The sequence below is a fragment of the Streptomyces sp. NPDC045678 genome (assembly GCF_056432085.1).
Genome location: NZ_JBWKJS010000011.1, coordinates 61623 through 73513 on the forward strand (window position 1 = coordinate 61623; position 11891 = coordinate 73513).

The 11891-nt window shown below is 69.4% G+C and carries 12 protein-coding genes; 10 read left to right on the top strand and 2 right to left on the bottom strand.

Annotated features, from left to right (window positions below; genetic code table 11):
* Positions 1 to 20: 20 nt before the first annotated feature.
* The 7 genes from AC07DO_RS33060 to AC07DO_RS33090 all read left to right on the top strand — a co-directional run bounded on the left by AC07DO_RS33060 (position 21) and on the right by AC07DO_RS33090 (position 8448).
* Positions 21 to 1775 (top strand): ABC transporter substrate-binding protein, encoded by a 1755-nt coding sequence (locus tag AC07DO_RS33060; RefSeq protein ID WP_479064989.1) that lies wholly within the window; start codon positions 21 to 23, stop codon positions 1773 to 1775.
* 149 nt (positions 1776 to 1924) lie between these two features.
* On the top strand, positions 1925 to 2926 hold the full coding sequence (locus AC07DO_RS33065; RefSeq protein WP_479064991.1) for an ABC transporter permease: 1002 nt from the start codon (positions 1925 to 1927) through the stop codon (positions 2924 to 2926).
* Positions 2923 to 4020 (top strand): ABC transporter ATP-binding protein, encoded by a 1098-nt coding sequence (locus AC07DO_RS33070; RefSeq protein WP_479064993.1) that lies wholly within the window; start codon positions 2923 to 2925, stop codon positions 4018 to 4020. Before AC07DO_RS33065 ends, AC07DO_RS33070 begins: the two co-directional genes overlap by 4 nt.
* A 23-nt stretch (positions 4021 to 4043) precedes the next feature.
* Complete coding sequence (locus AC07DO_RS33075) at positions 4044 to 5267, top strand: ABC transporter ATP-binding protein (protein WP_479065408.1); 1224 nt, start codon at positions 4044 to 4046, stop codon at positions 5265 to 5267.
* A 125-nt stretch (positions 5268 to 5392) separates the two neighbouring features.
* Positions 5393 to 6793, top strand: a complete 1401-nt coding sequence (locus AC07DO_RS33080) for a M1 family metallopeptidase (RefSeq protein WP_479064995.1) — start codon at positions 5393 to 5395, stop codon at positions 6791 to 6793.
* A 9-nt stretch (positions 6794 to 6802) separates the two neighbouring features.
* Positions 6803 to 7477, top strand: coding sequence for a trimeric intracellular cation channel family protein (locus AC07DO_RS33085; RefSeq protein WP_479064997.1), 675 nt, complete (start codon positions 6803 to 6805; stop codon positions 7475 to 7477).
* An 83-nt stretch (positions 7478 to 7560) separates the two neighbouring features.
* Complete coding sequence (locus AC07DO_RS33090) at positions 7561 to 8448, top strand: thioesterase family protein (protein ID WP_479064999.1); 888 nt, start codon at positions 7561 to 7563, stop codon at positions 8446 to 8448.
* Here the strand turns inward: AC07DO_RS33090 and AC07DO_RS33095 are convergent, their stop codons facing one another.
* Positions 8449 to 9312 (bottom strand): alpha/beta fold hydrolase, encoded by an 864-nt coding sequence (locus AC07DO_RS33095; RefSeq protein WP_479065001.1) that lies wholly within the window; start codon positions 9310 to 9312, stop codon positions 8449 to 8451.
* Between the two features lie 53 nt (positions 9313 to 9365).
* Positions 9366 to 10004, bottom strand: coding sequence for a TetR family transcriptional regulator (locus AC07DO_RS33100; protein WP_479065003.1), 639 nt, complete (start codon positions 10002 to 10004; stop codon positions 9366 to 9368).
* Positions 10005 to 10123: 119 nt separating this feature from the next.
* Between AC07DO_RS33100 and AC07DO_RS33105 the strand changes: the two genes are divergently transcribed.
* From AC07DO_RS33105 to AC07DO_RS33115, 3 genes are all read left to right on the top strand, one after another.
* On the top strand, positions 10124 to 10276 hold the full coding sequence (locus tag AC07DO_RS33105) for a hypothetical protein (protein ID WP_190329448.1): 153 nt from the start codon (positions 10124 to 10126) through the stop codon (positions 10274 to 10276).
* 82 nt (positions 10277 to 10358) lie between these two features.
* On the top strand, positions 10359 to 10673 hold the full coding sequence (locus AC07DO_RS33110) for a hypothetical protein (RefSeq protein WP_479065005.1): 315 nt from the start codon (positions 10359 to 10361) through the stop codon (positions 10671 to 10673).
* Positions 10674 to 10721: 48 nt separating this feature from the next.
* The gene (locus AC07DO_RS33115; RefSeq protein WP_479065007.1) at positions 10722 to 11891 is read left to right on the top strand and encodes a cysteine desulfurase family protein; all 1170 of its coding nucleotides are present in this window, start codon (positions 10722 to 10724) and stop codon (positions 11889 to 11891) included.

The window sequence follows — 11891 nt, forward strand, 5'->3', positions numbered from 1 at the left end:
ATCTCGGAGGTTACGAGAAAATGCCCACAGGTTCCACGAAACGACGGCTCACCAGCGGTGCGGCCCTCGTCGTCGCGGCGCTGGTGACCACCACGGCGTGCGGCGGCGGTGACGGTGGCGACAGCGACTCGAAGGGTGCCGGCTACAACGCGGCACTGAACAAGATCGCCAACCCTTCCAAGAAGAAGGGAGGCACGCTGAAGATGGTCGGCAAGCAGGACCTGGACTCCGCCGACCCGCAGCGCGCCTACTACGGCATGACGTGGGACTTCATGCGCTTCTACACCCGGCAGCTGGTGACCTACGACACCAAGCCGGGCAAGGCGGGCACGAAGCTGGTCCCGGACCTCGCCACCTCCACGGCGAAGATCTCCGACGACGGCAAGACGTACACGTACAAGCTGCGTGACGGCCTCACCTGGGAGGACGGCTCCAAGCTGACCTCCAAGGACGTCAAGTACGGCATCGAGCGCGCCTGGGCGACGGACACCATCACCGGTGGCCCCGGCTACATCCGCCAGACGCTGGACCCCAAGACGAAGTACAAGGGTCCCTACAAGGACAAGGGCGGCCTCGACGCGATCGAGACCCCCGACGACCAGACGATCATCTTCAAGCTGCCCAAGCGCAACGGTGACTTCGAGCAGTTCCTGGCCATGCCCACCGGTTCGCCGGTGAAGGAGGCCAAGGACACGAAGGCCAAGTACACGCAGCGGCCGTTCTCCTCGGGCCCGTACAAGTTCGAGACGTACAAGTCCAACAAGAAGATCGTTCTGGTCCGCAACGACAAGTGGAAGAAGTCCTCGGACCCGATCCGCGCCGCGCTGCCCGACAAGATCGACGTGACGATCTCCGCCAACCAGGAGGAGAACGACAAGAAGCTGATGGAGGGGGACTTCGACCTCGACATCAACGGCACGGGCATGACCCAGTCCGGTCGCGTCAGCGCCGTCACGGACCACCGCGGCAACGTCGACAACATGCACACGTCCTTCGTGCGCTACGTCGCGCTCGTGCACAACGCCAAGCCGTTCGACAACGTGCACTGCCGCAAGGCCGTGTTCTACGCGACCGACTTCGCGAGCCTCCAGCAGACCCGCGGCGGCAAGGTCGCGGCCGGCGACATCGCCAACAGCACCTTCCCGGTGGCGATCCCCGGCTACAGCAAGTACGACCCGTACGGCGTGCTGAAGCGCAAGGGCAAGCCCGACGTGGCCAAGGCCAAGGACGAGCTGAAGCAGTGCGACAAGCCGAACGGCTTCACCACCAAGCTCACCGCCCGCAGCAACAACCCGGGTGAGGTCGACGCCGCCGAGGCGCTGCAGCAGGCGCTCGACAAGGTCGGCATCAAGGTCCAGGTCGACGCCCTCGACGGCGCCGACACCTCCAGCATCACCGGCTCGCCCTCCGTCGTGAAGAAGCGCGGCTACGGCATGACGATGAGCGGCTGGGGCCCGGACTTCCCGTCCGGCCAGGGCTACGCGCAGCCGCTGTTCGACAGCCGCTTCCTGAACCCGACCGGTAACTACAACGAGTCGCAGATCAAGGACAAGAAGGTCGACGCGCTCTTCGACAAGGCGATCGCGGAGACCGACCCGGCCGCGGCGGGCGAGGTCTACAAGGAACTCGACAAGAAGATCCTCGACCAGGCCGACTGGATGCCCTTCCTCTACGAGAAGAACATCACCTGGCGCGGGTCGCGGCTGACCAACGCCTACATGTCCGACGGCTACAACGGTCGTTACGACTACGCCTCGCTCGGCGTCGTCAAGTAACACCCGCCGTCACACCACTCCCGCAAGGGAAGCAGTAGTTGTTCGTTCCACCGCCGCCGAATCCCGCCAGTCCGAAGGGCAGGTGATGGCCCGGGGCGATGGCCGGGACTCCTCACAAGGGGGCCCCGGCCACCGCCGGGCCGCGCACAGTGCTTGCTTATCTCATCCGGCGCCTGATCGCCGTCATCATCATGGTGCTGGTCGTACTGCTCGCGACCTTCACCGTCTTCTTCATGCTGCCCAAGTGGGCGGGACAGGACATCGCCGTCCTCTTCGCCGGCAAGGCCACCGGAGCCGAGCAGATCGAAGGCATCCGGACCAAGCTGGGACTCGACGACCCGCTGCTCGTCCAGTTCTGGGAGTTCATCAAGGGCATCCCGATGGGGCGCGACTACGTCAACGGCAGTGACGTCACGCACTGCCCGGCGCCCTGCTTCGGCTACTCCTTCCGTACCGAGGCCCCCGTCTGGGAGACCCTCAAGGAAGCCCTGCCCGTCACCCTCGCGCTCGCCGCCGGCGCCTGTGTCCTCTGGCTCGTCGCCGGTGTCGCCACCGGTGTCGTCTCCGCGCTCAAGCGGGGCACGATCTGGGACCGCTCCGCGATGACCATCGCCCTCGGCGGTGTCTCGCTCCCCGTCTTCTTCACCGGCATGATCGCGATGGGCATCTTCGTCCACCAGCTCGGCTGGGTGAAGATCGCGGACAGTCTCAGTACCGACGACTCGGTCGGCGTCTGGCTCCAGACGATGATCCTGCCGTGGATCGTCCTCGCCTTCCTCAACGCGGCGATGTACGCCCGCCTCACGAGAGCGACCATGCTCGAAGTGCTCGGCGAGGACTACATCCGCACCGCCCGCGCCAAGGGCCTCGGTGAGGCCACCGTCATCCGCAGGCACGCGCTGCGCTCCGCGATGACCCCGATCCTCACCGTCTTCGGACTCGACCTCGGCGTGCTCCTGGGCGGCGCCGTGCTCACCGAGTCCACGTTCAACCTGCCGGGGCTCGGCCTCGAAGCGGTCAGGGCCATCAGCAGCAAGGACCTGCCCGTCATTCTCGGCGTGACCCTGTTTGCGGCGCTCGCGATCGCCGTGGCCAACCTCGTCGTCGACCTTATGTACGCCGTCATCGACCCGCGAGTGAGGCTGGGATGACCGAACTGTCCAAGAGCGGAGCAGCGGTGGGCGAGCCCGTCGCCGGCTCGTCCGCTCCCACCGCCTTCCTCGAGGTGCGCGACCTCAAGGTGCACTTCCCGACCGACGACGGCGTGGTCAAGTCCGTCGACGGGCTCAGCTTCCAGCTGGAGAAGGGCAAGACCCTCGGCATCGTGGGCGAGTCGGGATCCGGCAAGTCGGTCACCTCGCTCGGCATCCTCGGCCTGCACACCGCCGGCCAGTACGGCTCCCGCAAGGCACAGCTCTCCGGCGAGATCTGGCTGGACGGCACCGAGCTGCTGAGCGCCCCGGCCGACGAGGTGCGCAAGCTGCGCGGCCGCGAGATGGCGATGATCTTCCAGGACCCGCTCTCCGCGCTGCACCCGTACTACTCCATCGGCAAGCAGATCACCGAGGCGTACCGGGTCCACAACAACGTCGACAAGAAGGCCGCCCGCAAGCGCGCCATCGAGATGCTCGACCGGGTCGGGATCCCCCAGCCGGACAAGCGCGTCGACTCCTACCCGCACGAGTTCTCGGGCGGTATGCGCCAGCGCGCGATGATCGCCATGGCGCTGGTGAACAACCCCGAGCTGCTCATCGCGGACGAGCCGACGACCGCCCTCGACGTGACCGTCCAGGCGCAGATCCTCGACCTCATCCGGGACCTGCAGAAGGAGTTCGGCTCCGCCGTCATCATGATCACGCACGACCTGGGCGTGGTCGCCGAGATGGCGGACGAGCTCCTGGTCATGTACGGCGGCCGGTGCGTCGAGCGCGGCAGCGCCGAGAAGGTCTTCTACGAACCGCAGCACCCCTACACCTGGGGCCTGCTGGGCTCGATGCCCCGCATCGACCGCGAGGAGACCGAGCGGCTCATCCCGGTCAAGGGCTCCCCGCCCAGCCTGATCAACCTGCCGAGCGGCTGTGCCTTCAACCCGCGCTGCCCCTACGCGGACATCCCCAAGGACCAGATCACCCGCACCGAACGCCCCGAACTGCGTCTGGTGGCCGACGGGCACTACTCCGCCTGCCACATGTCGCAGGAGGAGCGCACCAAGATCTGGACCGAAGAGATTGCGCCGAAGCTGTGAACGATGACGTGAAGGGCCAGGAGATGACGATCCCGGCGCAGACGCAGAGCTCGCCCGAGCCGCTGCTCAAGGTCGACGGCCTGGTGAAGCACTTCCCCATCAAGAAGGGGCTGCTCCAGCGCCAGGTGGCGGCCGTCCAGGCGGTCGACGGGCTCACCTTCGAGGTACGCCCCGGGGAGACCCTCGGCGTCGTCGGCGAGTCCGGCTGCGGCAAGTCGACGATGGGGCGGCTGATCACGCGCCTGCTCGAACCGACCGGCGGGCGCGTCGAGTTCCAGGGCAAGGACATCACGCACCTGAACACGGGCGGCATGCGTCCGTACCGCCGCGACGTGCAGATGATCTTCCAGGACCCGTACTCGTCGCTGAACCCCCGGCACACCATCGGCACGATCGTCGGCGCGCCCTTCAAGCTCCAGGGCGTCAAGCCCGAGGGCGGCGTGAAGAAGACCGTGCAGGAGATGCTGGAGCGCGTCGGACTCAACCCCGAGCACTACAACCGCTACCCGCACGAGTTCTCCGGCGGTCAGCGGCAGCGCATCGGCATCGCGCGGGCGCTGGCGCTCCGTCCCAAGCTGGTCGTGGCGGACGAGCCGGTCTCGGCCCTCGACGTCTCCATCCAGGCCCAGGTGGTCAACCTCCTGGACGACCTGCAGGACGAGCTGGGTCTCACGTACGTGATCATCGCGCACGACCTGTCGGTCATCCGGCACGTCTCGGACCGCATCGCGGTGATGTACCTCGGCAAGATCGTGGAGCTGGCCGACCGCAAGGACCTCTACTCCACGCCGATGCACCCGTACACGAAGGCGCTGCTCTCCGCGGTGCCGGTGCCCGACCCCAAGCGGCGCGGCGTCAAGAGCGAGCGCATCCTGCTCCGCGGCGACGTCCCCTCGCCGATCGACCCGCCCACCGGCTGCCGTTTCCACACGCGGTGCTGGAAGGCGACGGAGATCTGCAAGGCGAAGGAGCCGCCGCTGATCGCGCTGGCCACCGGGCACCAGGTGGCGTGCCACCACCCGGAGAACGCGGAGGACCAGGCGCCCGAGGACACGAAGCTGCTCTCGGTGGCCAAGGAGGCGATCGAGGTGGTGTCGGTGGTGTCCAAGGCGGAGGAGACCGCGGCGGCGGCCGAGGCGGAGCCGGAGGCCGCGAAGGCTCCGGAGGCCGCGAAGGCTCCGGAGGCCGCGAAGACTCCGAAGGTCTCGAAGACGAAGGAGACGGGTCAGAAGTCGACTGACGCGTAAGGCAAGTTGACCCGGATCAAGTACGCGTCCCGGGTCATGTACATGCCCTGGCGGGAGAGTGCAGAGTCTGCGTGTCCGTGTCATCGGACGGACACCCCATCGAATCGCGTTCGAAGGGAAGACTCATGGCACTCTCCCGTTCGGCACGTCTGGGCGCGCTCGCGACCGCGGCGCTCTCCTTCTGTCTGATCGCCGCCGCACCCGCGCCCCACCCCGGCTCCGAGGGCGTCGGCGACCCGTACTTCCCGCAGCTCGGCAACGGCGGCTTCGACGTACGCCATTACGGTCTCGACATCGCCTACGACCCCGGCACCGACCGCCTCGACGGCCGCACCACGATCACCGCCCGCGCCACCCATGACCTGTCGTCCTTCGACCTCGACCTGCAGAAGCTGACGGTCACCGGAATCGAGGTGAACGGCAGACGGGCCCCGTTCACGCGCGTCGGCGACGAGATCCGCGTCACGCCGCGCGACGCCCTGCGCAAGAACAAGAACTTCACGGTGAGGGTCACCTACGGCGGCGTGCCCGAGCCGCTGAGCGGCCCCATCGTCTTCGGCTCCGACTACGGCTGGATGAAGACCACCGACGGCGTCTTCGTCGCCTGCGAGCCGAACGCCGCGTCCACCTGGTTCCCCGCCAGCGACCACCCCTCCGACAAGGCCGCCTTCGACATCCGCATCAAGGCGCCCAAGGGCCTGACCGGGGTCTCCAACGGCCGCCTCGTCGGCACGTACGACAAGGGCGGGCAGACCGTCGCCCACTGGCGCGAGTCCGAGCCCATGGCGACCTACCTCGCGACCGCCACCATCGGCAAGTTCGACGTGAAGAAGGGCAGGACCCCGGGCGGGACCCCGATCTACGTCGCCATCGACCCCGTCCTGGAGAACAGCAACAACGTCGACGTGTACGGCGTCACGGCCGAGGTCACCGACTACTGGTCGAAGATCTTCGGGCCCTATCCCTTCGAGGAGACCGGCGCGATCGTCGACGACATGCCGCAGGCGGGCTTCTCCCTGGAGACCCAGACCAAGCCGGTGTACTCCGCGATCCGCAGCGAGTCGACCATCGCCCACGAGCTCGCCCACCAGTGGTTCGGCGACTCCGTCACGCCCGAGAAGTGGAACCACATCTGGCTCAACGAAGGCTTCGCGACCTACTCCCAGTGGCTGTGGAGCGAGCACAAGGGCACCCAGAGCGCTCATGACGCCTTCCTCGCGGGCTACAACTCGCGCCCGGCAGACTCCGCCTTCTGGCAGATCGTCGTCGGCGACCCGCAGCGCGACACGATGTTCGCGTCCGCCGTCTACCAGCGCGGCGCGATGACGCTCCAGGTGCTCAGGGAGCGCATCGGCGACAAGGACTTCTTCACGCTCCTCAAGGCCTGGACGAAGCAGTACCGGAACGGGAACGTGACCACCGCCGACTTCGTGCGGCTCGCCGAGAAGGTCTCCGGGGAGCAGCTCGACGACCTGTTCACCACCTGGCTCTTCACGAAGGGCAAGCCGGCGCTTCCCCACAGGTAAGAATGGCGCGTGCTCCTGGATCTCTTCACTCCCTCCGTCCAGCATTCGCTCGACATCGTGGGGATCTTCGTCTTCGCGATCTCCGGCGCCCTGCTCGCGGTGCGCAAGAACTTCGACGTCTTCGGCATCGCCGTCCTCGCCGAGGTCACCGCGCTGGGCGGAGGGCTCTTCCGCGACCTGGTCATCGGGGCGGTGCCGCCGGCCGCCTTCACCGACCTCGGCTACTTCATCACCCCGCTGTTCGCGGCCCTGCTGGTCTTCTTCCTGCACCCGGAGGTGGAGCGCACCCAGCTCGCGGTGAACGTCTTCGACGCGGCGGGCCTCGGCCTGTTCTGTGTGACGGGCACGACCAAGGCGTACGACTACGGGCTCGGCCTCACCGCGTCCGCGACCCTGGGCCTGATGACAGCGGTCGGTGGCGGTGTCCTCCGCGACATCGTCGCCAACGAGGTGCCCTCGCTGGTCCGCTGGGATCGTGACCTGTACGCGGTCCCCGCCATCGTGGGCGCCACGATGGTCGCCCTGTGCATCCACTACGAACAGCTGACGGCCGTCACCAGCAGCATCGCGGTCGTGACGGCGTTCACGCTGAGGCTGCTCGCCCTGCGGTACCACTGGCGGGCGCCGCGCGCGTGGAACCGGCGGTCGACGGCGGTGGAGGCCGAGGCGGAGGAGACGCCGTAGCGGTTCTGTGCCTCCCGGGTCTCGCGGGGGGCTCCCGGCAGAAAAAGCTACCGCTCAGTAGTTACCTGTTGTACGTTGCTGGCATGGCAACGGCAGCATCGGCGGCATCGACAGCCCCCACCGCTTCGGCGGCGAGCGCGAGCATCGGCGACAGCGAGTTCGACCGCGACACCGCGGTCACCCGGCGGGAACCCGGCGTCTACGACACCGAACTCTCCGCGGGATGGACGATCATCAGCGCCGTCAACGGCGGCTACCTCCTCGCCGTCATCGGCCGCGCCCTCGCGGACGCCCTCCCGCACGCCGACCCCTTCACCGTCTCGGCCCACTACCTCACCGCGTCGAGCCCCGGCCCCGCCGTCATCCGCACGGACGTGGTCCGCGCCGGCCGTTCGCTCTCCACCGGGCAGGCCTCGCTCTTCCAGTACGACGAGGAGGGCCGCGAGGTCGAGCGGATCCGCGTGCTCGCCTCCTACGGCGACCTCGACGCGCTCCCCGACGACGTGCGCACCACGGCCGAGCCGCCGGCCATCCCGCCGCTCGACCAGTGCTTCGGCGCGCAGGACGCCCCCGACCACCGCCCGGTGCCCGGCAGTTCGGCCATCGCCGACCGCCTCTTCCTCAAGCTCGATCCGGCCACCCTCGGCTGGGCGCTCGGACAGCCGTCCGGCAAGGGCGAGATGCGGGCCTGGTTCGGCCTCGCCGACGGCCGCGACGCGGACCCGCTCTCGCTGCTGCTCGCCGTCGACGCGCTGCCGCCGACCGCCTTCGAGATGGGCCTGACCGGCTGGGTCCCGACCGTGGAGCTGACGGTCCACGTCCGCCACCGCCCGGCCCCGGGACCGCTGCGCGTCTCCATCACCACCCGCAACCTCGCGGGCGGCTTCCTGGAGGAGGACGCCGAGGTCTGGGACAGCGAGGACCGCCTGGTCGCCCAGTCGCGCCAGCTGGCACGCGCCCGGCTGAGCTGACTAGATCTGGAGGAAGCGGGTGAGCTCGCCGGCCAGCTCCGCCGGGGCGTCCTCCTGTACGAGGTGTCCCGCGCCCTCGATCAGCCGCAGCTCGGCGCCGGGGACGAGACCCGCGAGCTCCTTGGCCTTGGCCACGGGAATCCAGGGGTCCTCCGTGCCCCAGCAGATCAGCACGGGCAGCTCCAGTTCGCCGTACCGGCCCTGGATCTCGTCGGTGAACCGCTGGTCGTTCTGGGCGATCTGCCGGTAGAAGGCGGCCTGCCCCTCCTCCGTGCACCAGGGCTCGACGAGGCGGTCGAGGACGGCCGGGTGCAGTCCGCGCGGGCTCGTCGAGGCGACGTATGCGCGGATCATGGCCCGGTGCAGCGCGGGCGGCAGCTGGGCGAACACGTCGGCGTTCTCGCCGAGCAGCCGGTAGGACGGGGAGCCCCAGGGGGCGAGCGCCACCGGGTCGACGAGGGCGAGGCGTGCGTAGCGGGAGCCGTGCAGCAGGTGCGCGCGCAGGGCCACGCAGCCGCCGAAGTCATGGGCGACGACGGCGGGCCGCTCCAGGCCCCAGTGGGCGAGGAGTTCGGCGAGGACCCGGCCTTGCGCGGCGAGGGACACGTCCTGCCCGGACCGCATCTCCGAGGCGCCGTACCCCGGCAGGTCCCAGACGTACACGCGGTGTCCGACCGCCAGGGAGCGGGCGATGTCACGCCAGACGTACGACGAGAACGGCGTGCCGTGGACGAGGACGACGGGCGGGGCGTCGGCCGGGCCGAGGGCGGCCCAGCGGACGGTGCCGGTGGGGCCCGCGTAGGTCCGGTCGAGGTACCAGGAGTCGCTTACGTCGCTTGCGCTGCTCGCGCGTACAGCCGTCATGACCGTAAGGCTAGTAGCTCCTTACGGGCGCGTCGAGCGTTCCGCGTGGACTGCTACGGCTGCCGCTCGTCCGTCCAGTGGTCGCGGCCCAGGCCCACCAGACGCAGCTGCCTGCGGGCGACGTCCGCCACCCGTGCCTCCTCCGCCGAGCCGGGCCCCGCGTCCAGGAAGGCGGACGCGGTCATGACCATGTGGTCGACGTACATGCCCGCCAGCATCAGCAGATCGTCCTCGGGCCACCGCGAGGTCGGCGGCTCGTGGGCGAACTGGTCCGCCACCTCCTTCGCGAACAGGGCGAGCTGGGCGCCGATCGCGTCCCGCACCGCCCGCACGCCTCCGTGCCGCTCGCGGGCGATGAAGCGGACGTGCGCGGGGTGGGCGCGGACGTATCCGGCTATCAACTCGACCGTGCCCGCGATGCGTTGCTCGCTGTCGCCCTTCTCCGACGCGAGCATCGCGGTGAGCGTCGTGTGCAGGCTGCCGAGGGTCTCCTCGACCAGGGTCACGCCCAGGTCGGCGGTGTCGCGGAAGTGCCGGTAGAAGGCGGTGGGGGCGACGCCCACGGCGCGGGTGACCTCGCGCAGGCCCAGGCTGCTGAGGCTCTGCTCCTCCAGCAGCTGGAGGGCTGCGTCAAGGATTGCCTGCCGGGTCTTCTGCTTCTGGGCCTGCCGGACGCCGAGAGTGTGACTCATGCCATGCAGTTAACAACTGTTCTCCGAGTTTTGAAAGCCGGAGAGGGAGTACTCTCTAAGTCAGTGAACAACTGTAACCACAAGCGTTCACCGAACCGAGAACCGAGAGAGGGATCTCCGTGCTGTTCATCGTCGCCGCCCTGATGCTGCTGGGCGTCGCCATGGGTTCCGTGGCACACGCCCCGCTGCCGGTCAGTCTCGTCGCCGCCGCCGTGATCGGCGTGTGGCTCGCGGTCTTCGCCGTGCGCGAGCGCCGCGCGCGCCACCGCTGACCCGCTCCGGCGTACGGCATCTCTCCGTACTCCACTCCGTACTCCTCTTTGTACGACACCTCCACCTGCCAGGAGTCGCACCATGGGAAGCACCGCAACGCCCACCCGCCCCCGGACCGAGCCGGTCCCCGCCGAGGAGCCCCGTCCCCGTCCCACCGGACGGCGTGACACCGACGGCATGGCCGTCGCCTCCTTCATCCTCGGCCTGGTCGGACTGCTCGTCCTGAACCTCGTCCTCGGGCCCATCGCGATCGTCCTCGCGAGCGTCGCCCTGTGGCGCGGCACCGCCCGCAGGGGCCGTGCGCTGCTCGGGCTCGGCCTCGGCGTGGCCGACCTCGTCGTGCTCGCCGCACTCGTCTCGGTGGACAACACCGTGTCCTGGGGTCTCGCAGGCTGATACCGCCGGGGCAAAGGGCCCCGCACGGCTCGTAGAATCGTGCGCACCATGGCCTACCTCGACCACGCAGCGACCACTCCGATGCTCCCGGAGGCGATCGCGGCGATGACCGCGCAGATCGCCGTCACCGGCAACGCCTCCTCGCTGCACGCGGCGGGACGGCGGGCGCGACGCACCGTCGAGGAGGCCCGCGAGACACTCGCCGAGTCGCTCGGCGCCCGACCCAGCGAAACCGTCTTCACCTCCGGCGGCACCGAGGCGGACAACCTCGCCGTCAAGGGGCTCTACTGGGCGCGGCGCGACGCCGACCCGGCCCGCACCCGGCTCCTCGCGAGCCCCGTCGAGCACCACGCCGTCCTCGACGCCGTGCACTGGCTCGGCGAGCACGAGGGCGCCACCGTCGAGTACCTCCCGGTCGACACGCACGGCCGCGTGCACCCCGAAGCCCTCCGCGAGGCCATCGCCCGAAACCCCGACGACGTCGCCCTGGCCACCGTCATGTGGGCCAACAACGAGATCGGCACGATCCAGCCCATCCGCGAACTGGCCGACGTCGCCCAGGAGTATGGCGTCCCGCTGCACGCCGACGCCGTGCAGGCCTACGGCCAGGTCCCCGTCGACTTCGCCGCCTCCGGGCTCGCCGCCATGACCGTTTCCAGCCACAAGATCGGCGGGCCCTACGGCATCGGCGCGCTGCTCCTCGGCCGTGAGTACAGCCCCGTGCCCGTGCTGCACGGCGGCGGCCAGGAGCGGCACGTGCGCTCCGGGACGCTGGACGTGCCCGCCATCGCGGCGTTCGCCGTCGCGGGGGAGCACGCAGCGGCCCACTGCGAGCAGTTCGCCGCCGAGATCGGCGCGCTCCGCGACGACCTCGTGACCGCCGTCCGCGCGGCGGTCCCCGACGCGATCCTCGGGGGCGACCCGTACCCGGAGGGCAGGCTGCCCGCCAACGCGCACTTCACGTTCCCGGGCTGCGAGGGTGACTCCCTCCTCCTCCTCCTCGACGCGCAGGGCATCGAGTGCTCCACCGGCTCCGCGTGCACGGCGGGCATCGCCCAGCCCAGCCACGTCCTGCTCGCCACCGGCACCGACCCCGACCTCGCCCGCGGCACCCTCCGCTTCTCGCTCGGCCATACGTCGACGAAGGCGGACGTCGACGCGGTGGCGGCGGCCATCGGCCCGGCGGTGGACCGGGCGCGGACGGCGGGCCTGAGCTAG

What these genes read in the sequence shown, in the direction of transcription:
- AC07DO_RS33060 (WP_479064989.1), top strand. Translation starts at nt 21, where the DNA reads ATGCCCACAGGTTCCACGAAACGACGGCTCACCAGCGGTGCGGCCCTC.
- AC07DO_RS33070 (WP_479064993.1), top strand. Translation starts at nt 2,923, where the DNA reads ATGACCGAACTGTCCAAGAGCGGAGCAGCGGTGGGCGAGCCCGTCGCC.
- AC07DO_RS33075 (WP_479065408.1), top strand. Translation starts at nt 4,044, where the DNA reads ATGACGATCCCGGCGCAGACGCAGAGCTCGCCCGAGCCGCTGCTCAAG.
- AC07DO_RS33080 (WP_479064995.1), top strand. Translation starts at nt 5,393, where the DNA reads ATGGCACTCTCCCGTTCGGCACGTCTGGGCGCGCTCGCGACCGCGGCG.
- AC07DO_RS33090 (WP_479064999.1), top strand. Translation starts at nt 7,561, where the DNA reads ATGGCAACGGCAGCATCGGCGGCATCGACAGCCCCCACCGCTTCGGCG.
- AC07DO_RS33095 (WP_479065001.1), bottom strand. Translation starts at nt 9,312, where the DNA reads ATGACGGCTGTACGCGCGAGCAGCGCAAGCGACGTAAGCGACTCCTGG.
- AC07DO_RS33100 (WP_479065003.1), bottom strand. Translation starts at nt 10,004, where the DNA reads ATGAGTCACACTCTCGGCGTCCGGCAGGCCCAGAAGCAGAAGACCCGG.
- AC07DO_RS33110 (WP_479065005.1), top strand. Translation starts at nt 10,359, where the DNA reads ATGGGAAGCACCGCAACGCCCACCCGCCCCCGGACCGAGCCGGTCCCC.
- AC07DO_RS33115 (WP_479065007.1), top strand. Translation starts at nt 10,722, where the DNA reads ATGGCCTACCTCGACCACGCAGCGACCACTCCGATGCTCCCGGAGGCG.